24 protein-coding genes and 1 pseudogene are annotated in these 26,123 nt (G+C 68.9%); 11 read left to right on the top strand and 14 right to left on the bottom strand.

The genetic code is table 11. The features are described 5' to 3' along the window. Nucleotides 1-72: 72 nt before the first annotated feature. From BLR02_RS29250 to BLR02_RS03090, 6 genes are all read left to right on the top strand, one after another. Nucleotides 73-351, top strand: coding sequence for a hypothetical protein (locus tag BLR02_RS29250; protein WP_176849351.1), 279 nt, complete (start codon nucleotides 73-75; stop codon nucleotides 349-351). Nucleotides 352-365: 14 nt separating this feature from the next. Then, a complete protein-coding gene (locus BLR02_RS03110) occupies nucleotides 366-989 on the top strand; it encodes a TetR/AcrR family transcriptional regulator (RefSeq protein WP_090561004.1) in 624 nt (207 codons plus the stop codon). 52 nt (nucleotides 990-1,041) lie between these two features. After that, the gene (locus BLR02_RS03105) at nucleotides 1,042-2,622 is read left to right on the top strand and encodes an ABC transporter substrate-binding protein (RefSeq protein WP_090660365.1); all 1,581 of its coding nucleotides are present in this window, start codon (nucleotides 1,042-1,044) and stop codon (nucleotides 2,620-2,622) included. Nucleotides 2,623-2,680: 58 nt separating this feature from the next. Then, nucleotides 2,681-3,412, top strand: a complete 732-nt coding sequence (locus tag BLR02_RS03100) for an SDR family oxidoreductase (protein ID WP_090660362.1) — start codon at nucleotides 2,681-2,683, stop codon at nucleotides 3,410-3,412. After that, nucleotides 3,409-4,371 carry a Bug family tripartite tricarboxylate transporter substrate binding protein gene (locus BLR02_RS03095; protein WP_090660359.1) on the top strand — a complete coding sequence of 321 codons (963 nt, stop codon included), beginning with the start codon at nucleotides 3,409-3,411 and terminating at the stop codon, nucleotides 4,369-4,371. The genes BLR02_RS03100 and BLR02_RS03095 overlap by 4 nt, the downstream gene beginning before the upstream one ends. A gap of 66 nt (nucleotides 4,372-4,437) precedes the next feature. After that, nucleotides 4,438-5,343 (top strand): PfkB family carbohydrate kinase, encoded by a 906-nt coding sequence (locus BLR02_RS03090; RefSeq protein ID WP_090660356.1) that lies wholly within the window; start codon nucleotides 4,438-4,440, stop codon nucleotides 5,341-5,343. 76 nt (nucleotides 5,344-5,419) lie between these two features. Here the strand turns inward: BLR02_RS03090 and BLR02_RS03085 are convergent, their stop codons facing one another. The 9 genes from BLR02_RS03085 to BLR02_RS03040 all read right to left on the bottom strand — a co-directional run bounded on the left by BLR02_RS03085 (nucleotide 5,420) and on the right by BLR02_RS03040 (nucleotide 14,209). Then, a complete protein-coding gene (locus BLR02_RS03085) occupies nucleotides 5,420-5,983 on the bottom strand; it encodes a peroxidase-related enzyme (RefSeq protein WP_090660350.1) in 564 nt (187 codons plus the stop codon). Continuing rightward, nucleotides 5,980-6,444: a CMD domain-containing protein gene (locus tag BLR02_RS03080; RefSeq protein WP_090660345.1), complete on the bottom strand. Its 465-nt coding sequence runs from the start codon at nucleotides 6,442-6,444 to the stop codon at nucleotides 5,980-5,982. Before BLR02_RS03080 ends, BLR02_RS03085 begins: the two co-directional genes overlap by 4 nt. Nucleotides 6,445-6,866: 422 nt before the next feature. Continuing rightward, on the bottom strand, nucleotides 6,867-7,616 hold the full coding sequence (locus BLR02_RS03070) for an ABC transporter ATP-binding protein (protein ID WP_176849350.1): 750 nt from the start codon (nucleotides 7,614-7,616) through the stop codon (nucleotides 6,867-6,869). Beyond that, the gene (locus BLR02_RS03065) at nucleotides 7,597-9,339 is read right to left on the bottom strand and encodes a branched-chain amino acid ABC transporter ATP-binding protein/permease (RefSeq protein ID WP_090660337.1); all 1,743 of its coding nucleotides are present in this window, start codon (nucleotides 9,337-9,339) and stop codon (nucleotides 7,597-7,599) included. Before BLR02_RS03065 ends, BLR02_RS03070 begins: the two co-directional genes overlap by 20 nt. A 2-nt stretch (nucleotides 9,340-9,341) precedes the next feature. Further along, entirely contained in the window at nucleotides 9,342-10,199 is an 858-nt protein-coding gene (locus BLR02_RS03060) for a branched-chain amino acid ABC transporter permease (protein ID WP_090560995.1), read from the bottom strand. A gap of 5 nt (nucleotides 10,200-10,204) precedes the next feature. Next, nucleotides 10,205-11,380 (bottom strand): ABC transporter substrate-binding protein, encoded by a 1,176-nt coding sequence (locus BLR02_RS03055; protein ID WP_090560994.1) that lies wholly within the window; start codon nucleotides 11,378-11,380, stop codon nucleotides 10,205-10,207. A 27-nt stretch (nucleotides 11,381-11,407) separates the two neighbouring features. After that, on the bottom strand, nucleotides 11,408-12,520 hold the full coding sequence (locus BLR02_RS03050) for a mandelate racemase/muconate lactonizing enzyme family protein (protein ID WP_176849349.1): 1,113 nt from the start codon (nucleotides 12,518-12,520) through the stop codon (nucleotides 11,408-11,410). A 91-nt stretch (nucleotides 12,521-12,611) separates the two neighbouring features. Beyond that, nucleotides 12,612-13,394, bottom strand: a complete 783-nt coding sequence (locus BLR02_RS03045; protein ID WP_090560992.1) for an enoyl-CoA hydratase/isomerase family protein — start codon at nucleotides 13,392-13,394, stop codon at nucleotides 12,612-12,614. Beyond that, nucleotides 13,391-14,209, bottom strand: a complete 819-nt coding sequence (locus BLR02_RS03040) for an alpha/beta fold hydrolase (RefSeq protein ID WP_090660331.1) — start codon at nucleotides 14,207-14,209, stop codon at nucleotides 13,391-13,393. Before BLR02_RS03040 ends, BLR02_RS03045 begins: the two co-directional genes overlap by 4 nt. Nucleotides 14,210-14,242: 33 nt before the next feature. Here BLR02_RS03040 and BLR02_RS03035 point away from each other — a divergent pair, with 33 nt between their 5' ends. From BLR02_RS03035 to BLR02_RS03025, 3 genes are read left to right on the top strand one after another with little or no spacing between them, the layout of a single operon-like run. Then, nucleotides 14,243-14,959, top strand: coding sequence for a dioxygenase family protein (locus tag BLR02_RS03035; protein WP_090660328.1), 717 nt, complete (start codon nucleotides 14,243-14,245; stop codon nucleotides 14,957-14,959). A gap of 11 nt (nucleotides 14,960-14,970) precedes the next feature. Continuing rightward, nucleotides 14,971-15,540 (top strand): protocatechuate 3,4-dioxygenase subunit alpha, encoded by a 570-nt coding sequence (gene pcaG / locus BLR02_RS03030; RefSeq protein WP_176849348.1) that lies wholly within the window; start codon nucleotides 14,971-14,973, stop codon nucleotides 15,538-15,540. 59 nt (nucleotides 15,541-15,599) lie between these two features. Then, nucleotides 15,600-15,911 carry a hypothetical protein gene (locus BLR02_RS03025; protein ID WP_090560988.1) on the top strand — a complete coding sequence of 104 codons (312 nt, stop codon included), beginning with the start codon at nucleotides 15,600-15,602 and terminating at the stop codon, nucleotides 15,909-15,911. Nucleotides 15,912-15,967: 56 nt separating this feature from the next. On the opposite strand, the gene BLR02_RS03020 is transcribed toward BLR02_RS03025, so the two are convergent. Next, nucleotides 15,968-18,067, bottom strand: coding sequence for a PQQ-dependent dehydrogenase, methanol/ethanol family (locus tag BLR02_RS03020; RefSeq protein ID WP_218127848.1), 2,100 nt, complete (start codon nucleotides 18,065-18,067; stop codon nucleotides 15,968-15,970). Nucleotides 18,068-18,693: 626 nt separating this feature from the next. Between BLR02_RS03020 and BLR02_RS03015 the strand changes: the two genes are divergently transcribed. After that, complete coding sequence (locus BLR02_RS03015) at nucleotides 18,694-20,292, top strand: Na+/H+ antiporter (protein ID WP_342670554.1); 1,599 nt, start codon at nucleotides 18,694-18,696, stop codon at nucleotides 20,290-20,292. Nucleotides 20,293-20,679: 387 nt separating this feature from the next. Here the strand turns inward: BLR02_RS03015 and paoC are convergent, their stop codons facing one another. The 4 genes and pseudogenes from paoC to BLR02_RS30975 all read right to left on the bottom strand — a co-directional run bounded on the left by paoC (nucleotide 20,680) and on the right by BLR02_RS30975 (nucleotide 25,467). Next, nucleotides 20,680-22,899, bottom strand: coding sequence for an aldehyde oxidoreductase molybdenum-binding subunit PaoC (gene paoC / locus BLR02_RS03010; RefSeq protein ID WP_090660320.1), 2,220 nt, complete (start codon nucleotides 22,897-22,899; stop codon nucleotides 20,680-20,682). Nucleotides 22,900-22,902: 3 nt separating this feature from the next. Then, nucleotides 22,903-23,853 carry an FAD binding domain-containing protein gene (locus tag BLR02_RS03005; protein WP_090660317.1) on the bottom strand — a complete coding sequence of 317 codons (951 nt, stop codon included), beginning with the start codon at nucleotides 23,851-23,853 and terminating at the stop codon, nucleotides 22,903-22,905. Next, on the bottom strand, nucleotides 23,850-24,503 hold the full coding sequence (gene paoA, locus BLR02_RS03000) for an aldehyde dehydrogenase iron-sulfur subunit PaoA (RefSeq protein WP_090660314.1): 654 nt from the start codon (nucleotides 24,501-24,503) through the stop codon (nucleotides 23,850-23,852). The genes BLR02_RS03005 and paoA overlap by 4 nt, the downstream gene beginning before the upstream one ends. Nucleotides 24,504-24,723: 220 nt before the next feature. Then, a pseudogene (locus tag BLR02_RS30975) lies at nucleotides 24,724-25,467 on the bottom strand (SDR family oxidoreductase). Between the two features lie 233 nt (nucleotides 25,468-25,700). On the opposite strand from BLR02_RS30975, the gene BLR02_RS02990 reads away from it, so the two are divergent. Continuing rightward, a complete protein-coding gene (locus BLR02_RS02990) occupies nucleotides 25,701-26,123 on the top strand; it encodes a PadR family transcriptional regulator (RefSeq protein WP_090660311.1) in 423 nt (140 codons plus the stop codon).

Here is a 26,123-nt window from a genome sequence, read left to right as displayed (position 1 = left end):
GAGTTTGCTTAGAGCAAACACGCCGCGGACGGAATCGCCCGAATGCATGTTTCTGCCCGTGCCTTGTCCGGGATGCCCCGTCTCATCACGAAACTGCCCGCCACAAGCCTCCAGTTCGACCGGCGCCAGAAAACCAACCTGTTTCACATCAAGGAAACTACAGGGTTTCCATTCAGTCTGGACATTGTCCATTCCTCCCCATCTGCGGATCGGCAGCCAGCATCAGCTTTCGCCGCCCAACAGGCGCTGATCGCTCCAAGACTGGCCCGGCCGCAAAATATTGTTACCTTTTGCAAGGTGCTGGGCGGAGGCTGGACGGATCGGACAATGCTTGCCACGGCGCCCGGATAAAAAAGCGAGGCAACATGAGCTCAGGCGCAACCCTGCCGCGTCGGTCGAGCGAGGCTGAGCGGCGGGTCGCATCGATCCAGGCGGCTGAGGCGATTTTCCTGGCCCAGGGCTATGCTGCGACGAGCATGGACGACATCGCCCAGGCCGTTGGCATGTCGAAGAAGACCCTTTACCAGCTCTTCGCCTCGAAGGAGGCGCTGTTCGACGCGGTGGTGGAACGCTTCTGCGCGCCCATGCAGGCTGCCGCCGAACCTGCCAAGCCGGGTGACCGGCAGGCGCTGGTGCTCATGCTGGAGGACGCAGCCCACCATATCCTATCCTCCCGCAGCGTGTCCCTGTGCCGGGTGATCGCCCCCGAATTGAAGCGCGCGCCGGAGCTCGCCAAGGCCATCGAGCGCAACCGGAGCGGGAAGGTCACGGCCGTGCAGCGCTGGCTGGCCGAACAGGCCGAGGCCGGCTGGATTCACGTTGCCGATGCGGAGGAGGCCGCAGGCATGCTCATCGGCATGATCATCGGGGAGCCGCATATCCTCATGCTGCTCGATCAGCGCCCACCACCGGATAGCGAGGAGATCGCCGCACGTGTGCGCCGTGCCGTCACCCTCTTTCTCGACGGCGCCATCGCAGGAGATCGTTGACGCCATTGCGGTTGCAGCGCAGCATCATACCCCCTCTGCCGGAGGCACCCCGATGCACCGCCGCAGCCTGCTCGTTGCCACCGCCGCCCTGGCCGCGCCGCGGCTGGCCGCCGCCCAGAATGCCCCAGGGCGCCGCATCCTCCGCTTCGTGCCCCAGGCCGATCTTGCCCTGCTGGACCCCATCCACAGCGTCGCCTTCGTCACCCGCAACCACGCGCTGATGGTCTTCGACACGCTCTATGGATGGGATGCCGAGTTGCGCCCCAGGCCGCAAATGGCCGAGGGACATACCGTCGAGAATGACGGGCGCATGGTCACCATCCGCCTCCGCGATGGCCTGCGCTTCCATGACGGGGAGCCGGTGCGCGGCCGCGATGCCGTGGCCTCCATCAAGCGCTGGGCGACACGGGATGCCTTCGGCCAGGCCCTCTGGGCCGTCACCGATGAACTCGATGCCCCCGACGATCGCAGCCTTCGGTTTCGCCTGAAGAAGCCTTTCCCACTGCTGCCGGACGCACTCGCCAAGGTCGGCACCCATGTCTGCGCGATCATGCCGGAGCGCTTTGCCTCCCTGCCCTCCTCCCAGGCGATACCGGAGCTGATCGGCAGCGGCCCATTCCGCTATCTGGCCGAGGAACGCCTCGCCGGTTCCCGCAATGTTTATGCGAAGTTCGAGGGCTACCAGCCACGCCAGGAGCCGCCCTCCTACCTTTCCGGCGGCAAGGTGGTGAATTTCGACCGGGTCGAATGGCAGACCATCCCGGATGGGGCGACTGCCGGCGCTGCCCTGCAACGCGGCGAGGTCGACTGGATCGAGATGCCGACCATCGACCTGGTCCCGCAGCTCAGGCGCGTCCGCGGAATCAAAATTGACATCCTCGACCCGCATGGCTCGATCGGCTTCTTCCGGCCGAATTCCTTGCATCCCCCCTTCGACAACCCCGCCATCCGCCGGGCCGTCCTGCGCGCCACGAACCAGGCCGATTTCATGCTCGCTGCCGCCGGCGAGGACCGGCAATTCTGGCGTGTCCCTTACGGCTTCTTTGCACCCGGCAGCATCATGGCGAGCGATGAGGGCATGGAGGCCCTGTCCAAGCCGCTCGACGCCCCTGCCGCGAAGAGGGAATTGGAAGCCGCCGGCCACAAGGGCGAGAAGGTTACCTTCCTGGCCGCCACGGACTTCCCCGTCATCAACGCCATGTCCGAGGTGCAGGGGGATCTGCTCCGCCGGATCGGCATCAACCTCGACTATGTCGCCACCGATTGGGGTACCGTCGTCCGCCGCGTGCTGAACCAGGACCCACCGGACAAAGGCGGCTGGAACGGGACGGTCAGCTTCACCGCCGGCAGCGCCCAGGTGAACCCGGCCGCCAACAACCTGATCCGCGGCCATGGCCGCGCCGCGCTCTTCGGCTGGCCCAGCTCGGCACCGCTCGAGGAGATGCGCAATGCCTGGTTCGACGCGCCCGACGATGCGACCCGTGCCGAGATCGGCCGCCGCATGCAGCGCCAGGCCTTCCAGGACGTGCCCTACGTCCCGCTCGGCCAGTTCTTTTCGCCGACCGCGCTGCGCGCCGACCTCGACGGCATGCTGAAGGGCATCGCCCTGTTCTACGGGATCAAGCGAAGCTGACCCCTGGCCCTCCCGGCCGTCCCGGTTCACCATCGGGGACAAAAGCGGGGAGGACATCATGGGACGCTTCCAGGGCAGCACCGTACTCATCTCGGGCGGTGCCCGCGGCCAGGGCGCCGTCGAAGCCCGGCTGATCGTGGCCGAGGGCGGTTGCGTCCTGCTCACCGATATCCTCGACGCCGAGGGCGAGGCGCTTGCCGCCGAACTCGGCCCCGCCGCCCGCTTCCTCCATCACGACGTGACCGAGGAGGCAGGCTGGGCGCGTGCCGTATCCGCGGCTGAGGCGCTCGGCCCGCTGCGTGGGCTGGTCAACAATGCCGGGATCTACATCCCGAAAACCCTTATGGAGACCGATGCGGCGCTTTTCGAGCGCCATACCCGCATCAACCAGCTTGGCTGCTTCCTCGGCATGCAGGCAGTGGTGCCGGCCATGGAACGCGCTGGCCACGGCTCTATCGTCAACATCTCCTCGACCGCAGGCCTGCGCGGATCGCCCGGCGCGATCGCCTACAGCGCAACCAAATGGGCGCTGCGCGGCATGACCAAGGCGGCCGCCATCGACCTGGCGCCCCGCGGTATCCGGGTCAACTCTGTCCATCCCGGCCCGATCGACACCGAAATGCTGAAGATCCGCACGCCGGAGGAGAATGCGGTCCGCACACGGCTCGTGCCGATGCAGCGCAACGGTACAGCCGAGGAAGTGGCAAAGCTCGTCCTTTTCCTCCTGTCCGAGGACAGCAGCTACATGACTGGCGCCGAACTGGCGATTGATGGCGGTGCCTCGCTGTGACTGCCGTCCCGCGCCGCGGCCTGATCCTCACCGCCGGCACCCTGCTGGCGCCTGCCCTCGCCCGCGCCCAGCCACGCAGCATCCGCGTCATCAATGCCTATAGCGCCGGCGGCACGGCGGATGTGGTCTGCCGGATCATCTGCGCCGCGCTCGGGGCCCGGCTTGGCCAGAACTTCGTGGTCGAGAACCACCCCGGCGCCGCAGGCACCGTTGCCGCCCAGGCCGTCGCCCGGGCACCCGCCGACGGCGCCACGTTGCTCTATGACGCGACCGCGCATTCGGTGAACCCGTCGCTCTTCGGCAACCGGCTGCCATATGACACGCGACGGGACCTGCTGCCGGTCTTCCTGACCATGGTCACGCCGAATACGCTGATGTCCAGCAACGGCTTCGGGCCGCAGACCCTGCCTGCCCTGATCGAATTCGCCAGGTCGCAGCCTGGTGGGCTCGATTGCGCCACGACCGGCATCGGCACCGCCCAGCATGTCTCGCTGGAATTGCTGAACCACATGGCCGGCATCCGGATCGCCCATATCGCCTATCGTGAGATGGCATCTGCGCGAAACGACCTCATCGCCGGCCGCGTGCCCCTGCAATTCAGCAATGTGCCGACCACCCTGCCGCTGCTTCAAGCGGGGCAGGTGCGCTGCCTTGCCCATACCGGCCCCGCGCCGGTCGGCGTTCTGGCCGGCGTACCGGGCCTTGCCGAGACCCTGCCCGGCTACGAAACCTGGGAGTGGAACGGCCTCTTCGCTCCGGCCGGCACCTCAGCCACGCTGATCGGCGAACTCAACGCCGCGCTGAACGCGGTCATCCGCGAGCCTGCCACGCTCGACCGTCTGACTGGCCTCGGCGCCCTGACCCGCCCCAACTCGGTCGAGGATTTCGCCGCCTTCCGCGAACAGCAATTCGCCTTCTTTGCCAGAATGGTGCAGATGACCAACATACGCATCGACTAATGCCGATGCCGCGCGGGCCGCGAAGGGCACTCGCCCTGCACGCTGCCGCTGGTACACTCGGTTCGCATGATCGGATCCGCACCCCTCGTCATCTGCCTTGGCCATGTGGTCGCCGACCATAGCTTCTGGGTCGAGGATATCCCGCAGCCCCCGGCCAAGCAGACGGCCAGGCGCTACAGCCTCGGCGTCGGTGGACTCGCCGCCAATGCGGCCATCGCCGTCGCCAGGATGGGCGGCCGCGTGCGTTTTTGGGGCCGTGTCGGCGACGATCGTAATGGCGGCCCACTGGCCGAGGAACTCGCAGGCTATGGTGTCGATACCAGCGCCATCCGTATCGCGCCCGGTGCCCGCACCCCGGTATCCGCCGTGCTGCTCGACCCGGTGGGCGAGCGCGTCGTCATCGCCTTCCGCGGCGAGGGGCTCGACCTCGATCCCGGCGTGCTGCCGATGGAGACACTGGGACAGGCGCAATCCCTGCTTTGCGACCCGCGCTGGCCCCGCGCCGCCGAGGCCGCCCTGCGCGCCGCTCGCGAGCGCGGCATCCCAAGCGTCCTCGATGCGGAGAAGAGCGAGGCACGCCTGCTCGCGACATTGGTCCCGCTGGTGGACCACGCCATCTTTTCCGTGCCGGGGCTGCAGATCTTCGCCCCCGGCACCAGCCCGACCGAGGGGCTGCGCCGGGCGCTTGCCAGCGGTGCCAAGCTGGCGGCCGTCACCCGCGGCGAGCGCGGCACGCTCTGGATGGCCGAAGGCATGGAGACACCCAAGGAAACCCCGGCCTTTCCCGTCGAGGCCACCAACACCTCCGGTGCCGGCGATGTCTTCCACGGCGCCTATGCTCTGGCGATCGCCGAGGGCATGACGCTGCCCGAAGCCATGCGCTTCGCCTCCGCAGCCGGCGCGCTGCGGGCCCGGGACGGGGTGACGGCCGACCGCGCCGCCGTCGAGGCGTTGCTGCTCAGTCGAGCGTGATGCCGCGCGGTGCTGCGACGCGCGTCCAACGCTGTCGGCGCCAGACCAGCTAAGGCCAGCAACGAACGCTGCCCCATCAGGGCGCGATGGATCGGCCGAGCGACTGCATCAGGCGGTTGGCATTCGCAAACATCGCAATCGAATGGATCAGGTCGAGCACTTCCAGATCATCAAGCCCGGCCTCCCGCAATGGCTTGAGATCCGCCGCACCAATCGCTCCCGGCTCGGCCGTCAGCTTCGCCGCAAAATCAACAATGGCCCGCCGCCGCGGCGAAAGATCCGTTCCGATCCCCTCCTCCAGGAGCCGCTGCATCTCCGCCGGCTCCCTGGTCAGCTCGGCGAAGCGCCGCGCATGCACCGAAGTGCAGTAGATGCAGCCATTGACGATGGAGACGACGGTCGTCGCCAGCTCCCGTTCCGCCCGGGGCAGCCCTCGCGCCGCATACATCACGTTGTTGAACAGCGCGCCCCGTTCGCCGAGCGAGGCAGGATCCTGAGCCAGCGTGAGGAAATAGGTCGAGCGTCGCTGCGCGGGTGGGCAGGCCTCGAGCGCCGCCAACTGCTCGGGCGTCGCGCTCTCCGCCTCGACTGGCGGGATGCGCGGCTCCCAGCTGACCTCCTCCATGGTGAAGCGCGTCATGCCGCCTGCTCCTCCTGCATCGCCCGCAAGCCGGCGAGCAGCCGGATCTGGAAGGGGACGAAGGCGATGAGTTGGGTCACCGCCACGATGTCCTGCGGCGACATCCCCTGCGCCGCGAGTGCGTCGATATCCGCTTGGCCGCAGCACTCCGGCGCCTCGGCCACCATCTCGGCGTAGCGCACCAGCAACTCGGTCCGCGGCCCGGCCGGCGGCGTCCCGGTTGTGGCGAGGATCGTCCGGCATTCCGCGATCAGCGCCGCATCGCCACCGCGCTGCGCCACGAACAGGGCGAGCGCCGCCCGCTCGGCATGGCTGACCCCACCCGGCGTCTCGGGCAGCACCAGCTCCCGCCAGGCGCCCTGGGCATGCCGCCGGATCGCCTCCCGCTGCAGCCGCAATGCGGCGAGTGGTGAGCCGGGCTCGATGCCCAGCAGCCGCTCGATCAGGTCATCCTCGGCCATGCCCTACTCCTCTCCGACCATCCATCGTCCAGCAGCTGCGTCGCATAAGCCTCCAGCGCGCGGAGTCCCGCTCAGCGCCCTCGCCGCCGCCGCATCATATCGACGGCCAATCCCAACCACCTCTGCCATCGCCTTGATGCCGCTCTGCAAGGCCGGCGTCACCCGGACGGAGGTGATCGACACCAACATTTCGCTGAGCGCCATATGCGCCGGCTGCGGCGTAACCCCTATCCAGCGAGGCCCCCGTTCAGGCCTCACTGTCAGGCCCATCGACGCGGATATTCCCTTCGACTGGGGCGTGGCAACGCCGGAGGAGCTACCGGCCCCGGCGCTCATCGCCGCACTGGGAGTGGCAAGGAGGGAGGCACTGCCTCCCTCAGGCTCTATTCACCCAGGACCGGAAGGTCCTTGGAAATCCTGAATCATCCATGCAGGGCGGTCGGGACATCCTGGCCGAAATAGGCCCGTTCGAGGCGATGCGGCAGGTCGTCCTCATCGGCGCGTGCCTCCAGCACCAGCTGGCCTTGCGCCATGGCACAGACCCGGTCCGAGACCGCCAGGGCCTTCTCGATCAACTGCTCCACCAGCAGCACGGCGGTGCCCCGCGCCTTCAGCGCCCGCACCACGCCCAGCACCCGGTCCACCAGCACGGGCGACAGGCCCGCCGAGGGCTCGTCCAGCATCAGCAGCCGCGGACGCTGCACCAGCCCCTGGGCCACCGCCAGCATCTGCTGCTGCCCACCGCTCAGCGCTCCGCCCTTGTCCTGGCGCTTCGCCGCGATCTCGGGGAAATACTCAAGCGCCTCCTCCACCCGCTGCATCCGCTCCCGCCGTGGCAAATCGTAGCCGGCCAGCAGCAGATTGTCGGTGACGGAGATCTGGGTGAAGACCCGATGCCCTTCGATCACATGGACAAGGCCCTGCCGCACCGCAACGCGAGGGTCGGTGCCAGCCAGCTCCACCTCACCGAACCGCACCCGGCCCGAACTCAGCGGCAGCAGGCCGGAGATGGCGCGCAGCAGCGTCGTCTTCCCCGCCCCGTTCGGTCCCAGCAGCGATACCACCTCGCCCACACCGATGCGCAGGTCGATCCCATGCAGCACCGCGATCTTGCCGTAGCCGGAGCAGAGCCCCGCCACCTCCAGCAGCGGTTCAGGCGCCGAGATAGGCACTGACGACCTCCTTATGGACGCGGATCTCGGCTGGCGTCCCCGCCGCCAGAACCCGCCCGAGATTGAGCACCGTCACCTGATCGCAGATGTCGAAGATCAGGTCGGCATGATGTTCAACGAGCAGCACACCGACACCCCGCCGGCTCACCGCCCGGATCAGCGCCCCGAGCCGCTTGATCTCCTCGACCGACAGCCCCGCGGCCGGCTCGTCAAGCATGAGGAATTCCGGCCGCAACATGAGCGCCCGGGCAATCTCCATGAAGCGCAGCTCGCTGTGCTGCAGCCGGTCGGCCCGCACCCCGGCGAGGCCCGCAAGCCCCACCGCCTCCAGCGCCAGCCGCGCCCGCTCCGCCATGACGCGCTCCTCAGCGCGTTGCCGCGGCAGCGACAGCATCGCCTCGAGGAAGCCAGCCCGGCCCTCGATGGTAGCGCCGATCATGACATTCTCGAGCACCGTCGCCTCGCCGATCATCCGCGGCGTCTGGAAGGTGCGGGCGATGCCGCGCCCCGCCCGTCCCTCCGGCTGCCCGACCGGCAGCTCCGCCGTGCCGATGGCCATGCTTCCTGCCTGCGGCCGGTAATAGCCGGAGATGACGTTGAGCGTAGTTGTCTTGCCACTGCCATTCGGCCCGATCAGCCCATGCACCTCACCCTGACGCAGATCGAGATCGAGACCGTCGATGGCCCGCACGCCGCCGAAGGCCAGCACGATGCCGCGGAGCGAGAGTACGGCCCGTTCGCCCCGCTCCCCGATCAGCGTCGCCAGTGCCTCGGCCCGCGGGCGGATCGTCCGGTCCTCGGGCAGCGGCCGCCGGCTGCTGCGGTCGATCAGCGCCGCGATCCCGCCCGGCATCGCCAGCACGATCACCAGCAGCAGCGCCGCATAGAGGAAGGTGGACCAGGCCGCGAGCGGCGCCGCCACTTCCGGCAGCAGCGTCAGCAGGATGGTCCCCAGCAGCGGCCCGAGGATGGAGCCGCGCCCACCAATCAGGATGGCGATGAAGAAGAGCAGCGACAGGTCGAAGGTGAAGGCATCCGGCGTGATATAGGTTTGCAGCGTGGCGAAGAGGCCGCCCGCGAAGGCCGCCAGCGCCCCGGCGAACAGAAAGATCATCACCAGCAGCCGCGGCTTGGCGATACCGCTCGCTTCCGCCGCCACCTCGGAATCCCGGATCGCCACCAGCGCCCGGCCGAACCGGCTGCGGGCCAGGTTCGCCGTCGCCCAGGTGCAGACCACGGCGAGGGCGAGGCAGAAATAGTAGAAGCCCCAGGCCGTATCCATCGGCGCCGGCAGGGCCGGGCCGGGAATGCCGATACCGCCGCCCGTCACGTCCTGCCAGGCCAGCGTGATCTGGGTGACGATGGTGGCGAAGCCCAGGGTCGTCATGGCGAAATAGAAGGTCCGCAGCCGCAGCGCCGGCAGCCCGACCACCACGCCGGCCACCGCCCCCGCCGCCGCGGCAATGCCCAGCGCGACAAAGGCCGGCAACGGCTCCATCACCGTTCCGGCAGTGAAGACGCTCGCTGTATAGGCCCCGATCGCCAACAGGGCGACATAGCCGATGGCGAGCTGCCCGGCGAAGCCGACGATAAGGTTGAGCCCCGCGACCAGCACCCAGTAGATGCAGGCGCGCGTCGCAATCAGCGCCCAGTACTCGTTGCCGGTCAGCGGCAGCAGCAGGGCGAGCGCCAGGAGCGCCAGGAAAGGCCAGAGTCGCGCCATCCTCAGACCCTCCGCGCCTGCGGCGCGCCGAACATGCCCTGCGGCCGCGCCAGCAGCACGACGATGAACAGGGTGAAGACCGCGACCGAGGAGAAGATGCCCCCCACCATGAAATTCGCCGCCTGCTGAAACAACCCCAGCAGCAGCCCGCCGATCACGGCGCCCCGGTTATTCCCCAGGCCGCCCAGCGCGACCGGGATGAAGCCATAGAAATTCAGCAGCGGCCCGTTGGCGAAGAAGGCCAGCAGCAGCTGTCCGCCCGAGAAGCCGGCCAGCGCGCCCACCGCCCCGGCCAGCGCATAGCTGGCCATGCGCAGATTCCGCTCCGGCAGGCCAAGGGCCCGGGCCGCGAAATTATCCTCGGCAATGGCGACGAAGGCCCGCCCCACCAGCGTGTAGCGGTACAGGTATTCGAGGCCGAGGATGGTGACGATGCAGGCCACCACGGGCAGCCAGTATTTCTCGTCCCAGATCCCGGCCCCGAGCCCGAGCAGCCGAGGGAAGGGCTGCGGCTCGGTGCTCCACTCCAGCGCCGTGGCATGCTGGATCAGCAAGGCCAACGCCAGGGTCGAGAGCACATAGAGGTGCTGGTCGAGGCTTTTCAGCACCGGCCGGACCGCCACGATCTCCGTCACGACCCCGATCAGCGCACAGACCGCCAGCGTCGCCAGCAGCCCCGGGATCACCGGCAGGCCGAGCCGCAGGATGAAGAGCGAGCCGAACACGCCGCCCAGCATCCCAAGCTGGCCCGCGGTGAAGCTCATCACCCGCGAGGTCGAGAACATGGTGTTGTAGGTGATGCCGATCAGCGCATAGACCGCGCCGACCGCCAGTCCCGAAGCAAGGATCGAGGCGAGCATGCGGCTCAGCCGTAGCCCGGCGCGAGCGCGAAGGTGCCGTTCTTGCCCGAGGAGGCCGCCGACATCACCACATCCTTCACCGGATAGCCGTTATGGTCCGTCGCGGTGAAGCTGTACTCGCCGAAATAGCCGGGATAGTCCTTCAGCCCGTTCCAATGGCCGGTGATCGCCTCCTTGGTGACGGAGCCGGTCGCCTCCACCGCCTTCGCCACCAGATCGACGGCGTCGATCCCGCAGGCTACCCACCAGAGAAGGGTATCGTGCAGGTTCACCTTGCCCTGCAGGCGCTGCAACAGCTCCTCGTTCCGCGGGGGCAGCTTGCCGGAAGCGTCGTAGCTGCAGCTCTTGTAGCCGATGGCGTAGACCTTTTCCCAATTGGCTGGCTTGTCGATCAGCGCGCCGATCTCGCCCGAGGCCAGCGCCGGGTGGCCGATGAAGGGCACGTCCCAGCCCATATTGGCACGGGTATTGAGCAGCCGTGCGATCATCCCGGTCGAGACGCTCCAGATGATGATCGCCTGCGCCCCGGCATTCCTGGCCCGCAGCATGTCCGGCGTCATGTCCGGCTGCGTCGCGTCGATATTCGCCTTGTACACGACCTCCGCCCCATCCTTCTGAAAGGCAGTGGCCGAGGCATTGGCGGCGCTCACGCCGTAACCCGTGGTGTCCCCGATGACGGCGACCTTCTTCACCTTGGCGATGTTCAGCGTGTAGCCGCGCACGGCATCGTCCCATTGCGTGTTGGACGGCGCAATGCGGAAGGCGTTCGGGTATTTTGCCGGGTCGATCAGGCTGTCCACCACGCAGGGATGAATGTTCGGCATCTTGGCGCGGGCCATGATCGCCGTCACCGCAAGCGACTCGCCCGAGTTGGTCGGTCCCCAGATCGCATGCACGCGAAGCTGGCTGATCATCTCCTGAGTCGCGTTCACCGCCTTGGTCGGGTCGCCCTGGGTGTCGCGGGTGATGATCTCAACCTTGCGGCCCTTCACGCCGCCGGCGCCGTTGATGGCCTCGGCGGCGTACATCACGCCACGATTGAAGCCGACGGCCGGCGCCGAGCTTGGCCCGGTAAGGGCGGCCAGCCAGCCGATCCGGATAGGCTCGCTCTGCGCGAGGGCAGGCACGGCAAGGCCGGTGGCGGCGGCGGCGAGGCCTAGGCCGCGGCGAGTGATGGGCATGGTTCTCTCCCTTGATGTTCTTGTGGTTCAGAGTGCGATTCGGGTGGGCGGCAGCCGTGTCGTCCGCGCCAGGATATCGGGGTCCGGGTCCGCGCCGAGCCCGGGCCCCTGCGGCACCCTCACCTGGCCATCCGGGCAGCGGACCCAAGGGTCGAAGGGGTTCGGCTCCATCTCGAGCCAGAGCACCTCGATCATCGGCCGCTCGACCAGCGCCGCCGCCACATGCAGCGTGGCCACGAAGCCCGGACCGAAATAGGGGCTGTGCGGCATGACGGTGACCCCATGCGCCTCGCAGAGCCCGATCACCCGCCGCATCTCGCCGATGCCGCCGACCTTGGTGACGCTCGGCTGCGCGATCTCGATCGCGCCCGCCTCGATCAGCGTCTGGAAGCCAAAAAGGCCCGCCGTGTTCTCGCCTGCCGAAAGCGGGATGCCATACTGCCCCAGGCTGGCGAGGCCGCCTGCATCCTCCGGCGGCCAGACCGGCTCCTCCAGCCAGAACAGCCCGTCGCCGGCAAGCGACCGTGCCATCTCCCGCGCCACGGGCGGCGTCCAGGCACAGTTCACGTCGAGCATGATCTCGGCACCCGGCGCGGCCCGCTTCGCCGCCAGCACCGCCTCCCGCGTCACCTCATGCAGCTTGATGTGCCGGTAACCGCGTGCTGCCGCCTCCGCCGTGTTGCGCGCGACGAGGTCGAGATCCCCGCCATAGGAGAGCAGGCTGGCATAGGCCGGCATCCGTTCCGGCGCCGCACCGCCGAGCAGCCGCCAGACCGGCTGGCCGCAGCGCTTGCCCATGATGTCCCAGAGGGCGATCTCGACGCCGGAGAAGGCATAGACGAAAGACCCGTTGCGCCCGAGCAGATGCACCCCGTGCAGCACCCGCCGCGTCAGCCCGTTGATGTCGGCCGAGTCCTGCCCGAGCACCAGCGGTGCGACGATGGTGTCGAGCGCCGCCTTGGTGGTGGCGATGGCGGCATGGCCGAAGGCCTCGCCCCAGCCGACCAGCCCGTCCTCCGTCTCCACCCGGACAAGCAGGATCTCCATCCGCTCCCAGAGCTGCCCGGCGAAACGCCCATGCGGCCCGCCCATGGTGAAGGGCATGGAAATAACCGAGGATTCGACCGCGGTGATTCGCATAGGCTCGGATGATCCCCCATGGCCCTCTGTCCGGGGCCGCTGGGACGCATCCTGCGGCGGCCGGGCGCGGAGTTCAACCGGGGGGCCGGGATTACCGTCCCTTGAACACGGGCTTGCGCTTCTCGGCGAAGGCGCGCTGCGCCTCCCGCGTATCCTCGCTTGAGGCCAGCGCCACGGTCTGCGACTGCTCGAACCGGTAGCCATCCTGCAGCGGCAGTTCCTCCGTGACCTGGAAGGAGCGCTTGGCCGCCCGTACCGCCAGGGGCACCTTGCCGGCGATCTCCCGCGCGATGCCGAGCGCGGTCGGCATCAGCTCCGCATCCGGCACGCAGGCCGAGACCACGTTCATGCGCAGCAGCTCCGGCCCGGTGATGCGGCGCGCCGTCATGATCATCAGGCGCGCATCCGACTCGCCGAAATGCCGGCGCACATGCCGCACCCCGCCCGCCAGACCGACATCCACCTCGGTCATCGAGAGGAAGGCACCTTCCGCCGCGACCAGGATATCGGCTGAGAGCGCCAGCACGCAGCCCGCCCCGATCGCCGCGCCGTTGATGGCGGCGATCACCGGCACGCCGCACTCCATCACGCAGTCGAAGGCCGCCCGCACCAGCCGGTTGTGCCGCGGATAGGCACCCCGCTCGCCCGCCAGGCCTGGCCGCTCCTTGAGGTCGGCTCCGGCCGAGAAGGCCCGCCCCTCCCCGGTCAGGACGATGGCGCGCACCTCCGGGCTGTCATGCAGCATGTCGAAGATGCGGATGATCTCCTCGCGGAAGCGCGCATTCTGCGCATTCACCGGCGGCCGGCGCATGGTGACCGTGGCGACATGCTCCGTCACCGCCACGCCGAAGCACTCCAACCCTTCGAAATTCATACCTGCATCCTTCGCGTGAAATCCACCAGCGCGGCGGCTACCGCCGCCGGCTGCTCGGGCAGCAGCGCATGCCCCGCCCGTTGCACCACCACCATCGCGACCCGCGGGCCAAGCGCCTCGCGCAGCCGCGCCTCGGTCGGCACCGGCGCGATGCTGTCTTCGGCGGCGGCGAGGTAGAGCACCGGCACCCGCTCGGCGACGCGCTTCCAGCCCGCATCGGCCGCCGCCGTCGCCGCCCGTTGCATCCGCGCCACCGGCGCATGCCAGCCGGCGAGCCAGACGCGCGCATCATGCCCCGGCGCGAAATAGCCGCGCTGCAGATGCCCCAGCCGCTCCGCCTCCGGCAGCAACGGGTCGAAGCTTCCATCGATCGAGGCGCGGATCGCCGGGTCGAGCGCGGTGTCGATCGAGGCGGCCAGCAGGGCGACGCCCCGCACCAGATCCGGCCGTGCCGCCGCCATGGCTCGCGCTACCCAATTGCCGAAGGCATGCCCGGCGACGACCGCTGGGCCCGTTGCGGCCGCTGCGAGCGCCGCCGCCGCATCTCCGGCCAGGTCGTAGAGCGTCAGCCCCTCCATCGGCCCGGCCGAGCCGCCGATCCCGCGTGGCTCCGGCTGCACCACCCGGAACCCCGCCGCGGCCAGCAGCGGCGCCACCACGTCGAAATCCTCCGCCCCGCGCCCGAGCGAGGGCAGCAGCAGCACCGCCGGCCCCTGCCCTTCGGCCCGCCAGGCGATCCGCGCCGCGCCATGGCTGGCGACGCCCCGGTCCATATCCCCCTCCCGCGGCTTTCGCCGCAGCATCGGCTCGGGCATGCTCGACGGCAACACGTCCAGGGAAGAAATACCATGCAGCGGCATGCGCTGCCGGCTCGCTTCGACCCGCTGCCGGCCGGGACCGTCCCGATCGTCCCGACGCCCGGCTATCCCGGCACCTTCACCCATACGCCGAGCCAGCCACCGATCCGCCGCCCGCCCGGCCGCGGCGAGATCGCCGGCCCCATCGCCCTGCACCGCAAGCTGCCCTGCGGCGAGGCAAATCTCGCCGAACCCAGCCCGGGCCGCCCCGCGCTCGGCCAGCTCATCCACCTCGCCGGCCAGGTGCTCGACGAGGATGGCCGCCCGGTTGCCGATGCCGTGGTCGAGCTGTGGCAGGCCAATGCCGCGGGCCGCTACGCCCATGCCAATGACGTGCGGGACGCGCCGCTCGATCCGAATTTCCGCGGCCATGGCCGGGTGCGGACGGATGCCGAGGGCCGCTACGGCTTCTTCACGATCCGCCCCGGGGCCTACCCGGTGCCCGGCGCCGCGGTCTGGTGGCGGCCGCCGCATATCCATTTCTCCGTGCTCGGCCCGTCGAGCCTCGCCCGCCTCGTCACCCAGATGTTCTTCCCCGGCGACCCGCTGAACCCGCTGGACCACATCTTCATGGCCGTGCCCGATACCGCGGCGCGCGACCGCCTCCTCGCCCGCCCCCTGCCCCCGGCGGAAGTCGGTGCCGGGTGGCTCGGCTACCGCCATGACATCGTGCTGCGTGGCCGCCAGGCGACGCCCCCACTGGCCTGATGGGGGGCGCCGTGATCCCGCTTTCCTGCCACACCATCGGCCCCTTCTTCCCCCACCCCTTCGTCCAGGAGGGCGACAACGACCTCACCCGCATCGCGCCCGACGCCCCGCCCAGCCGCCGCGGCAGCCGCATCCGCCTGCAGGGCCGCGTGCTGAGGGAAGGCGGCCTGCCCTGCGTCAATGCCGTCGTCGAGGCTTGGCAGGCCGATGCCGCCGGCCGCTTCCGCCATCCCGCCGATCCGGGCTGGCAGGAGGCCGACCCGGAATTCCTTGGCTGGGGCCGCGCCGTCACGGATGCCGAGGGCCGCTACGAGTTCCACACCCTGCTGCCCGGTGGCTTCCTCGACCGCGCCCCGCATGTGAACCTGCTGGTGATGGCCTCCGGCCTCATGCGCCCGGTCTCGACCACCCTGTTCTTCCCCGGCTTCTCCGAGGCCAATGCCGCCGATCCGGTCCTCGGCCTCCTGCCCGCCGCCCGCCGCCCGCTCCTGGTAGCGACGGAGGACGGCTCCGGCGGCTTCCGCTTCGACATCCTGCTCCGCGGCCCGGCCAGCGAGGAAACGCCCTTCTTCGAGGATTGACCCGGCGAACGTTGGCCGCCTCGCCGTGTTAAAGCCCGAATTCCTCCCGGAGACCCACCATGAGCCTGTTCACCATCGAAGTCGCCGGCCGTGCCCTGCTCGTCTTTCCTGAGAAGGACAGCGCGGCCGCCGAGGAACTCGCCACCCATTCCATCGGCCCGGACCTGCAGGATTTCGAGGAGGATGGCGAACCCCTCTGGGACGGGGAGGAGCCGCTCTCGGTCCGCCCCGCCACAGCCTCCGAATCCGCGCTCTGGGACCAGGGCCTCGCCGAGGCCAAGGCAACCGACAGCGCCGACCAGTTCGATGCCGACAGCTACGCCGTTCTGCTGGTCGAGGTGGATGCCGAAGGGGAGGAAGACGAGGCCTGACCGGGCCGCGGCCCTGGCCGGCAGGCGCCGGCCAGGGCAGGTTCCAGCCAGGGGGCTCAGCGCCGCCCCACGGCCTCCGCCGCGCTCAGGATGAAGGCGCGGATCTGCAGCACCTGCGCCTCGTCCAGCCGCCCGGCGAAGCGCGGCATGCCGCTGCCGAGGAAGGCGCCTTCCAGCACCACATGCGGCAGTTCCTCCAGCAGCTCGCGGCGCGCATAGCCGAGATTGGGCACGTTGCCGCCATTGTTGACGCCCGGCGCGCCATGGCAGCCGGCGCAATTGGCGATGTAGAGCCCCGTCCCCGCCTGCGCATCCGCCGCCGTGTAGCTGATGCCGCCGACCAGCGGCCGCCGCTCCGCCTCCACCACCGCCGGCATCGGAGCCGTGCCGCCGAGCCTGAAGGTATAGACGCGGCCGGGCGTCACCCGGTCCGTCGCCCGCTGCACGATGCCATAGACCCCGCCCCAGCCGACCGCGATGGAGACGTATTGCTCGCCATCGATTTCATAGGTCGAGGGCGCGGCCACGACGCCGGAGCTCACCGGCACCTCCCACAGCTTCTTCCCGTCCCGCGCGTCATAGGCGATGAAACGCCCATCCGCCGTGCCCTGGAAGACGAGGTTGCCCGCCGTCGTCAGCGTGCCGCCATTCCAGGGCCCGCCATACTCCACGCCCCAGGCTTCCTGCTGCCGCACCGGGTCCCAGGCGACGAGGCGGCCGAAGGGCTTCGCCTTCGGCTCCACCGCATTCAGGTAGAAGCCGAGATTCCAGCCCGAGGCGCTCTGGAAACGGTTGGGCGCTGCCGCATTCATCCGCCAGCCCTGATCCGGCGAGAGGGTCAGCGGCACGCCATGCACCGGCATGTAGACGAGGCCGGTCTGCGGGTTGAAGGACATCGGGTGCCAGTTGCGCGCGCCATAGGCGGTCGGGATCGCCTCGAAGGGCTCGGTCGCGCTGCGCGCGGCCGGGTTCTCCACCGGCCGCCCCTCGCTATCGAAGCCCGTCGCCCAGTTCACCGCGGTGAAGTTGCGTGCCGAGATGAACTCGCCGGTCTCACGGTCGATGACGAAGAAGAAGCCGTTCTTCGGCGCATGCATCACCACCTTGCGCCGCCGCCCGTTGATGTCGAGCTCGGCCAGGATCATGGGCTGGGTCGAGGTGAAGTCCCAGTTGTCGCCCGGCGTCTCCTGGTAGTGCCAGACATAGGCGCCCGTCTCCGGGTTCAGCGCGACGATCGAGCTGAGATAGAGGTTGTCGCCACCCGCCGGGCTGCGCAGGTTGCGGTTCCAGGGTGAGCCGTTGCCGGTGCCGACATACATCAGGTTGAGCTGCGGGTCGTAGGCCATGGTGTCCCACATCGTCCCGCCGCCGCCGGCCTCCCACCAGCGCCCGGCCGGGTCCCATGTGCGCATGGCGCGCGCCATGCTCTCATCCTCCGGCGGCTTCGACGGGTCGCCGGGGACGGAGAACCAGCGCCATTTCTGCTCTCCCGTCTCCGCATCGAAGGCGGTGAGGTAGCCGCGCACGCCATATTCGGCGCCCCCATTGCCGATGACGACCTTGCCGGCGAAGACGCGCGGCGCCCCGGTGATGGTATAGGCCCGGCTGCGGTCGATGATCGTGTCCCGCTCCCAGAGCTTCTGCCCCGTCGCCGCATCGAGGGCGAAGAGCCGGCCGTCATAGGAGGCGACATAGACCTTGCCGCGATGCACCGCGACGCCACGATTGACCACGTCGCAGCAGCCCCGTTCGCCATGCTCCCTGGGCACCTGCGGGTCGAAGGTCCAGAGCGGCTGCCCGGTCCTGGCATCGACGGCGTGGACGACGCTCCAGGAGGCGGTGACATACATCACCCCGCCGACCACCACCGGCGTCGCCTGCACGCCGCGACGCGAGCCGAGGTCGTAGGACCAGGCGAGGCCGAGCTGCCCGACCGTCTCGCTCGTAACCGCCCGCAACGGGCTGAACCGGTTCTCCGAAAAGTTGAGGCCATAGCTCGGCCAGTCCCGCCCCGTCGCCGCATTGGCGATGATGCTCTGCTGGTCGACGCCCGAGGTCGCCGCGCGGATGCGCTCCGGCGTCAGCCCCTGGGCGGCCGCCACACCAGCGACGGCGCTGGCCAGCAGCGCCGCAAGGGCGGCACGATGCATGGGCATGGACATTCTCCCTCCGTATCCGGGTCCCGAGCCCGGTTGGGAGAAAGCCTAAGCGGTAGTATACAAACCGTGCAACCGCTGCGTGTGGAGGCTGACGGAGGGGATGAAACCCGAGACCTGCGCCCCGCCCCGCACCGGGCTTCGCTGCCGCCAAGCCAGCCGAAGCGAGAGCGAGTAAGCGGGTGGTCCGGATGGTGCTGGACCACGGAGACAACCACGCCACAGCCGAAACCCTGCGCAAGTCGGTGCGGCAAGTGGAACACGACCAGGGTCTGCGGACCGGCTCGACGACGGCGAACAGGCGGGGATCAGGGCGCTGGAGCGTGAGGCCCACGGGGTCGAGCCGATCTGCAGGGTGCCGCCCGCCCAGACAGCGGAGCACTACTATGCTCAGCTCGAGGCACCCGCCATGGCGGCGTGACCCAAGCTTACCGGCCACCTGCAAAGCCGGACCGGTTCAGCGCAAGCCAGCACAAAGGTTGCCGAGGTAGTAGCAGCCGACAATCACTGTGTGACTCCGGAATGACCTCGTCCGACGCCATCCGTGCCCGCGCATGGCCACCAGGGGCGGATGCCACGGTTGACGTGGCGCTGGTCCCCGGGGTGAGTTTGCCGTTATCACTCGAATGGTTCGGCAAGACATGCACTCCGTAGAGATCTTCGAGCTCATCGTCGGCATGTTCATGGCGGTGCTGGTGCTGCAATACGCGGCCCATCGCCTGGGGCTTCCGCCGGCGGTTGCGCTGCTGGTGGGCGGCGGTGCACTGGCCTTCATGCCGGGCCTGCCGACCGTCGAGCTCGATCCGGAGTTGATGCTGGTCATATTCCTGCCGCCACTCCTGATGGATGGCGCCTGGTTCACCGCCCTGGCGCACTTCCGACGCCATCTTGCCGGCATCGCCTCGCTCGCGGTCGGCGCGGTGCTGTTCACGACGGCGGTCGTTGCGGTCGTTGCCAAGATGATCCTGCCGGACCTGCCCTGGGCGGCCTGCGTCGCGCTGGGCGCCATTGTCTCGCCGCCCGATGCCGTTTCGGCCAGGGCGATCCTGCAGCGCGTGAAGCTGCCGCGCCGGCTTGGCACCCTCCTGGAAGGCGAAAGCCTCATCAATGACGCGACTGGGCTCGTGCTGTTCCGCTTCGCGGTGGCGGCGGTCGTCACCGGGACCTTCAGCCTCGGCGACGCCATCGGCAGCTTCGCGATCCTTGTCGGCGGTGGGATCGCGGTCGGCGGCGCAATCGGCGCCGCCTGGGTCCTGCTGCTACGCCGGCTCGGTGACGAAACCCTGATGATCGCCGCCTCGATGCTGGTGTGCTGGGCGAGCTATGTCGCCGGCGAGATGCTGAACGCCTCCGGCGTCATTGCAACCGTCACGGCTGGTCTCGTCTGTGGCTGGTACCAGCATACCATTCTGACAGCGAGCGTCCGCATCCGTGCCCTCTCGTTCTGGCAGGTGATGATCTCCCTGCTTGAGGCCGCGGTATTCATCCTGATCGGCTTGTCGCTGCGCGGGGTCATCGACCGCGTCGGCGGGATCGGTGTCGTGCTGGAAGACATGGCCTGGTCGGTCGCGGCGATCATCGCGGCCGTCACCTTCGCTCGCTTTGCCTGGATCTTCGGCTCGGATGCCGTTCTTGGAATTCTGAACCGGCTGGGTTGGCGTGGGGTGGAGCCCCTTGGCCCGCAGGCCGCGAGCGTCATGAGCTGGGCGGGCATGCGCGGCGTCGTGACCCTCGCCGTGGCCTTGACCCTGCCCGAGACGATGCCGGGACGCGACCTGATGCTGGTGACGGCCTTCGCGGTGATCCTGGTGACGGTACTTGTCCAGGGGACGACGCTTGGTCCTGTCATTCGCCTCGCCGGATTGCGGGAGGACGAGCGCAGCAAGCCACCGCTCGACCTTTCTGGTGCGGAGGTAGCCATGCTCAAGGCGCAGTTCGCAGAGGTCGAGCGGGCGGCCTACGCATCCGACGGTTCGCTTCTCCACCCACGCCTGCTCGACAGCTACCGGCGGCGGGCGACTCTCTCGGCGGAGTTCCTCGGAAGCCCGAAGGAACGCGACCAGGCGATTGCCGACCATTACGACGTCATCCTCGCCGCCGTGGCAGCCGGACGTGCCGAACTCGTCCGCCTGCATCGAGCACGGCAGATCGACGACGAGACACTCCACAATCTGGAGCGTGATCTCGACCTTGAGGAACTCGTGGCGATCGCTGCCAAGGGCTGACCGGTGTTCTTCGAAGCTGCTCACGCATTGCTGCTGGCAATAACTGCTTCGGAGCAACCAGGATGAAGGCCGAGCGAATGGCAAGGTTCAGCCAAGAGCGGGGCGCTGTTGCACAGGCCAGCGATGTGGGCGCGGTTCCCCATCTCGTTTGAGGTCCCGGACGCGGAGGTGGTGCATGGCGGGAAACAGCCACGCTGTTCCCGCTTCTCTACCACCCGGATGGTTGGGCGACAGGCTGGGCATTGCTGTGCTTCGATGGTCGGCCGTGGGCCGCACGCCCCTCGCTGTCCGAGGGCGCCCAGGACGTCGCAGCCTTCAACGGCGAGGGGCGTAGGCCTCCATCGGGAGAGGCGCCAATAATGGAACCCCTCCCGACGCTTCACGCGGTCAGGCCAGCTCTGGAAGCCGCGCGATCATCTTGTCCAGCGTGATGGGGTAGTCCCGCACACGGATTCCCGTCGCGTTGTAGGCCGCGTTGGCAATGGCCGCACCGACGCCGCAGAGCCCGAGCTCGCCCACCCCCTTGGCCTTCATCGGCGAGGAGATCGGGTCAACCTCATCGAGGAAGATGACCTCCTGGTGCGGGATGTCGGCATGCACCGGCACCTCGTAGCCCGCGAGGTCGTGGTTGACGAAGAAGCCGTGACGCTTGTCCACCGCCAGCTCCTCCATCAGCGCCGCGCCCACGCCCATGGTCATCGCGCCGATCACCTGGCTGCGGGCGGATTTCGGGTTCAGGATCCGTCCCGCCGCGCAGACGGCCAGCATCCGCCGCACCCGCGTCTCGCCGGTGGCCGCATCCACGCCGACCTCGACGAAATGCCCGGCAAATGTGGATTGCTGGTACCGCTTGGCCAGGTCGCCGTATTCGATCTGGTCTTCCGCCGCCATGCCGTCCGCACCCGCCGCCTCGCCAAGCGGCACGCTGCGGTTGCCGGAGCGCACCTGGCCATCGACGAACTCCGCCTCCGCCGAGTTGAAGCCAAGCTTCCGGGCCACGGCCTCGCGCAGCGTCATGCAGGCGGCATAGACGCCCGCAGTGGAGTTGTTGGCGCCCCACTGCCCCCCCGAACCCGCGGAGGCCGGGAAGCTGGAATCCCCGAGGCGCACACGCACCTGGCCCAGCTCCACACCCATCATCTCCGCCGCCGTCTGGGCGATGATGGTGTAGCTGCCCGTGCCGATATCGGTCATGTCGGTCTCGACCGTGACCACGCCCTGGCCGTCCAGACGCACGCGGGCGGCGGATTTCATCAGCAGGTTGTTGCGGAACCCGGCCGCCACGCCCATCCCCACCATCCAGCGCCCCTCCCGCCGCTGTCCGGGCGTCGCGCTCCGGCGGCTCCAGCCGAAGCGCTCGGCACCGAGGCGCAGGCATTCCACCAGCTGGCGCTGGGAGAACCGGCGCTCCGAATCCTCCGGATCGACCTGCGTGTCGTTGAGGATGCGGAACTCGACCGGGTCCATCCCCAGGCTCTCCGCCATCTCGTCCATCGCAACCTCGAGCGCCATCAGGCCCGGCGCCTCGCCCGGCGCGCGCATGGCATTGCCTTCCGGCAGGTCGAGCACGGCGAGACGCAACGAGGTCAGCCGGTTCGCCCCGGCATAGAGCAGCTTGGTCTGCGAGACGGCCGTCTCCGGCTGCCCCCCCTCGAGGTCGCCCGAGATGCTCTCATGCGCGATGGCGGTGAGCTTGCCGTCCCGCCCCGCGCCCAGCCGGATGCGCTGGATCGTCGCAGGCCGGTGGGTGGTGTTGTTCGCGACCAGGGGGCGGGTGAGCGTGAGCTTCACCGGGCGTCGCGCGGCCTTCGCGCCCAGCGCCGCGAGAACGGCATCGGCGCGCAGGAAGAGCTTGCCGCCGAAGCCGCCGCCCACATAAGGCGAGTCGAGCCGCACATTCTCCGCCGGGATGCCCAGCGTCTTGGCCAGGTCCCGCTTGCCCCAGGCGATCATCTGGTTCGAGGTCCAGATGGTGAGCTTGTCGCCCTCCCAGGCGGCGATGGTCGCGTGCGGCTCCATCATCGCGTGGCTCTCGTCGGGCGTGGTGTAGGTCGCATCCAACTTCACTGCCGCCGTGGCGAAGGCGCCCTCGAAATCGCCGACCCGTTCCTCAGGTGGTGCCCCGCTGCCCTCGCCGCTGTCGCCCGGCACGAGCTTCGCCTTCGGTGCCTCGGCGGCCAGGTCGAAGCGGCCGGGCTGGCGGACATACTCCACCCGGATCGCCGCGGCGGCGTCGCGCGCCTGCTCGAAGCTCTCGGCCACCACCACAGCAATTGCCTGGTGGTAGTGCTGGATCTCCGGCCCGCCGAACAGCGAGGCGGTGTTCATCGGACCCTTCTCGAGCCGCGGCATGTCCAGGGTGGTGACGATGGCCAGCACCCCCGGCGCCTTGCGGGCGGCGGCGGTGTCCATGGCGTCGATCCGCCCCTTGGCGATGGCCGAGCCGAGGATGAAGCCATAGGCCTGGTTGCGCACGGCGTCGTGCCGCTCATAGGCATAGGGGGCCTGGCCGGTGGTCTTGAGCGGCCCGTCGATGCGGTCCAGCGGGCGGCCGACAACCTTGAGCTGGTCGATGGGGTTGTTGGTCGCTGGGGTGTCGAACTTCATGGCTCAGCCCTTTGCATCGGCCAGCACGGAGGCGAGCGCTCGCTCCGCAAGGGTCAGCTTGAACGCGTTCTCATGGGTGGGCCGCGCGCCGCCCAGGATCGCGGCCATCGCGGGCTTGGCGCCGCGCGTCAGCTCGCCCTCGGCAGCCTCGACGCGCCAGGGCTTGTGCGCCACGCCGCCGAGCGCCACGCGCCCCGTGCCGTCCCGCTGCACCACGGCGGCCACCGAGACCAGGGCGAAGGCATAGGACGCGCGATCCCGCACCTTGCGGTAGAACTGCTGTCCACCCAGGGGTGGCGGCAGGGTCACGGCGGCGATGAATTCGCCCCGCTCCAGCGCCGTCTCGATATGCGGCGTCTCACCGGGCAGGCGGTGGAACTCGGCCATCGGGATCTGGCGGGCCGTGCCATCCGGCCGCACCGTCTCCACCACCGCGTCCAATGCCCGCATGGCCACGGCCATGTCGCTGGGATGGGTGGCGATGCAGGCCTCGCTCGCCCCGATCACGGCGTGGTGCCGGGTGATGCCGCCGATGGCGGAGCACCCGCTGCCGGGCTGGCGTTTGTTGCAAGCCATGTTGGTGTCGTAGAAATACGGGCAGCGCGTGCGCTGCAACAGGTTGCCCGCCGTCGTCGCCTTGTTGCGGAGCTGGCCCGTGGCACCTGCCAGCAGGGCGCGGGACAGCACGCCGTAGTCGCGCCGCACGCGCTCATCCGTGGCCAGATCCGTGTTGCGGACCAGCGCCCCGATGCGCAGCCCACCCTCCGGCGTCGCCTCGATCCGGTCCAGGCCGAGGCCGTTGACGTCGATCAGATGGCTCGGCACCTCGATCTGCAGCTTCATCAGGTCGAGCAGGTTGGTCCCGCCCGCGATGAACTTGGCGCCCGGGTTGCGCGCGGCAGCCGCGGCGGCCTCGGCCGGGGTCCGGGCGCGCTCATAGGTGAAGGGCCTCATGCCTGCCTCCCCGCGACCTCGGTGATCGCCTCGACGATGTTGGAATAGGCGCCGCAGCGGCAGATATTGCCGCTCATCCGCTCGCGGATCTCCTCGGCCGTAAGCTGGGGGGAGGCCATGAGGTCGGCGGTCACGTGGCTCGGCACGCCCGCCTTGATCTCCTCCAGCATGGCCACCGAGGCGCAGATCTGGCCCGGGGTGCAATAGCCGCACTGGTAGCCATCATGCTTGACGAAGGCAGCCTGCATCGGATGCAGCGTCTCGGGCTGGCCCAGCCCCTCGATGGTCGTGACCTCGTCACCCTCGTGCATGACGGCCAGGGTCAGGCAGGAATACACCCGCCGCCCGTCCACCATCACCGTGCAGGCGCCGCACTGGCCGTGGTCGCAGCCCTTCTTGCTGCCGGTCAGTTGCAGGTGCTCGCGCAGCGCGTCCAGCAGCGTCGTCCGGGTGTCCAACTCCAGGGAGCGCAACTCGCCATTCACGCGGAGCGATACGCTTGTCATCGCAGGAGTTCCCGCATCGGTGGAGGAGTTGCCGGCCGAGGCCGGCTGGGCATCGGCCCCTTCGGGCGTCGTGGCTCCCGCCGTGGCGGCAGCAGCGGCCACCAAGGCTCGCCGGGTGAGTGAGAGGTGGCTAGAGCTCTCCATGCTTCCTGGTCCTTCGATTGCTGTTCAGGTGCTGTTGCAGGGTGCGCTGACCCCGGTCATGCGAAGTAACCCGCTCATGCGGGAAAAGACGCAGGGCATGTGCGAAGGTCCTGGCGTGGAAGATCGCCGCACCTCCTCCGCCTCCACGTCGCCACGATGGCGAGGCCGTCCTTGCATCCGCCAGCCCGCCCCGGCCTGGGAACGCAGCACCACGGCGCGATTACGGCACCGTCATTCCACCATCCACGGTGAAAGCCTGTCCAACGACGTAGCTTGCCCCCGGGCTGCACAACCACAATGCGGCCGCGGCGATCTCCTCGGGCTTGCCTATCCGCCCGACCGGCTCCTGCGCGATCACGTGCGCGCGTCCCTCCGGAGTGCCGCCGCTGAAGCGGTCCATCATCGGTGTCTCGATGATGCCGGGGCACACGGCGTTGATGCGGATGTCCGATGCCGCATGATCCAGCGCCGCCGCCTTCGTGAGGCCGACGATGCCGAACTTCGCGGCGCAATACGCAGCCTGGCCTGCGAAGCCCTTCACCCCGGCGCCCGAGCTTCAGCATCAAGGGGATCTCGTGCTTCATGCAGAGGAACACGCCGCGAAGGTCGATGCCGACGATCCGGTCCCACTGCTCCTCCGTGAGATCGGCCGCTGCCAATATCGGCTGCTCGACCCCGGCATTGTTGAAGGCGATGTCGAGGCGGCCGAATGTCTCGGCTACCTTGCCGAGCGCGGCCTTCACCTCCTCGGCCTGCATCACGTCGCAGCGGATGGCGAGCGCCTGTCCCCGGCCGCCTCGATCAGGCGGGCTGTCTCCTGGTTGCCTTGTTCCGATATATTGGCAACCACCACCCTGGCGCCCTCACGCGCGAAGGCCAGTGCCGCGGCGCGGCCGATGCCATTCGCCGCCCCGGTCACGAAGGCGACCTTGCCTGCGTAGCGCCCATTCTGGTTGGTCGTCATGCCCTGCTCCTTCCTGGCTGCTCCAAGGATGCGAAGCCTTGGAGCAGCCCCCGTCTCGGCCAGAGAGGTAAGGACTGCGACCGTGGCGGATTAGGCGCTGAAACCTGCATGGACCTTGAAGCAGGACTTCTTAATGCTCCGGCCAGACCTCACCAGGGTCGCTTGGCAGCAGGGCTGGCCTCCCGCCGGACATCTCCCTTGATGCATCGCCCTCCAAGGCATAGGGTTGCGATATGTCCAGGCAGCCCGCCCTTCCTGCCCTTCCCCGCCCCTCGCCGGACCTCACGGACCGCGCCTACTGGGCGGGGACCATCAAGATGGCGCTCAGCCGGTTCTTCGTCCTGCAGGTGCTGCATGATGGCCCCGCGCATGGCTACGACATCGCCCGGGCGGTCGAGCGGACCACGAATGGTTGCTGCTCCCCCTCCGAGGGCGCCCTCTACCCGACGCTGCGCGAGTTCGAGCAGGGCGGCTATGTCACCTCCGAAACCGAGGTCGTCTCCGGCCGCGAGCGCCGCGTCTACACCCTGACCAGCAAGGGCCGGGAGGCCTTCCGGGTTGGCTTGGACGCCTGGATGGACGCCACCACCGCCCTGACCGAGACCGGTCGGGCCGCCCAGGCCCGCAGGGAGACAGGGCCCGGCTGCAAATGCTGA

The sequence above is a fragment of the Belnapia rosea genome (assembly GCF_900101615.1).
Taxonomy (GTDB): domain Bacteria; phylum Pseudomonadota; class Alphaproteobacteria; order Acetobacterales; family Acetobacteraceae; genus Belnapia; species Belnapia rosea.
The sequence above is the reverse complement of the archived record's forward strand: the minus strand, read 5'-3'. Positions and strand labels throughout refer to the sequence as shown.

Bases quoted from the DNA above. Each gene is read 5' to 3' on its own strand.
- BLR02_RS29250 (WP_176849351.1), top strand. From the start codon at position 73: ATGCCCCGTCTCATCACGAAACTGCCCGCCACAAGCCTCCAGTTCGAC.
- BLR02_RS03110 (WP_090561004.1), top strand. From the start codon at position 366: ATGAGCTCAGGCGCAACCCTGCCGCGTCGGTCGAGCGAGGCTGAGCGG.
- BLR02_RS03105 (WP_090660365.1), top strand. From the start codon at position 1,042: ATGCACCGCCGCAGCCTGCTCGTTGCCACCGCCGCCCTGGCCGCGCCG.
- BLR02_RS03100 (WP_090660362.1), top strand. From the start codon at position 2,681: ATGGGACGCTTCCAGGGCAGCACCGTACTCATCTCGGGCGGTGCCCGC.
- BLR02_RS03090 (WP_090660356.1), top strand. From the start codon at position 4,438: ATGATCGGATCCGCACCCCTCGTCATCTGCCTTGGCCATGTGGTCGCC.
- BLR02_RS03085 (WP_090660350.1), bottom strand. From the start codon at position 5,983: ATGACGCGCTTCACCATGGAGGAGGTCAGCTGGGAGCCGCGCATCCCG.
- BLR02_RS03080 (WP_090660345.1), bottom strand. From the start codon at position 6,444: ATGGCCGAGGATGACCTGATCGAGCGGCTGCTGGGCATCGAGCCCGGC.
- BLR02_RS03065 (WP_090660337.1), bottom strand. From the start codon at position 9,339: ATGGCGCGACTCTGGCCTTTCCTGGCGCTCCTGGCGCTCGCCCTGCTG.
- BLR02_RS03060 (WP_090560995.1), bottom strand. From the start codon at position 10,199: ATGCTCGCCTCGATCCTTGCTTCGGGACTGGCGGTCGGCGCGGTCTAT.
- BLR02_RS03055 (WP_090560994.1), bottom strand. From the start codon at position 11,380: ATGCCCATCACTCGCCGCGGCCTAGGCCTCGCCGCCGCCGCCACCGGC.
- BLR02_RS03050 (WP_176849349.1), bottom strand. From the start codon at position 12,520: ATGCGAATCACCGCGGTCGAATCCTCGGTTATTTCCATGCCCTTCACC.
- BLR02_RS03045 (WP_090560992.1), bottom strand. From the start codon at position 13,394: ATGAATTTCGAAGGGTTGGAGTGCTTCGGCGTGGCGGTGACGGAGCAT.
- BLR02_RS03040 (WP_090660331.1), bottom strand. From the start codon at position 14,209: ATGCCCGAGCCGATGCTGCGGCGAAAGCCGCGGGAGGGGGATATGGAC.
- BLR02_RS03035 (WP_090660328.1), top strand. From the start codon at position 14,243: ATGCAGCGGCATGCGCTGCCGGCTCGCTTCGACCCGCTGCCGGCCGGG.
- BLR02_RS03025 (WP_090560988.1), top strand. From the start codon at position 15,600: ATGAGCCTGTTCACCATCGAAGTCGCCGGCCGTGCCCTGCTCGTCTTT.
- BLR02_RS03020 (WP_218127848.1), bottom strand. From the start codon at position 18,067: ATGCCCATGCATCGTGCCGCCCTTGCGGCGCTGCTGGCCAGCGCCGTC.
- BLR02_RS03015 (WP_342670554.1), top strand. From the start codon at position 18,694: ATGGTTCGGCAAGACATGCACTCCGTAGAGATCTTCGAGCTCATCGTC.
- paoC (WP_090660320.1), bottom strand. From the start codon at position 22,899: ATGAAGTTCGACACCCCAGCGACCAACAACCCCATCGACCAGCTCAAG.
- BLR02_RS03005 (WP_090660317.1), bottom strand. From the start codon at position 23,853: ATGAGGCCCTTCACCTATGAGCGCGCCCGGACCCCGGCCGAGGCCGCC.
- paoA (WP_090660314.1), bottom strand. From the start codon at position 24,503: ATGGAGAGCTCTAGCCACCTCTCACTCACCCGGCGAGCCTTGGTGGCC.
- BLR02_RS02990 (WP_090660311.1), top strand. From the start codon at position 25,701: ATGTCCAGGCAGCCCGCCCTTCCTGCCCTTCCCCGCCCCTCGCCGGAC.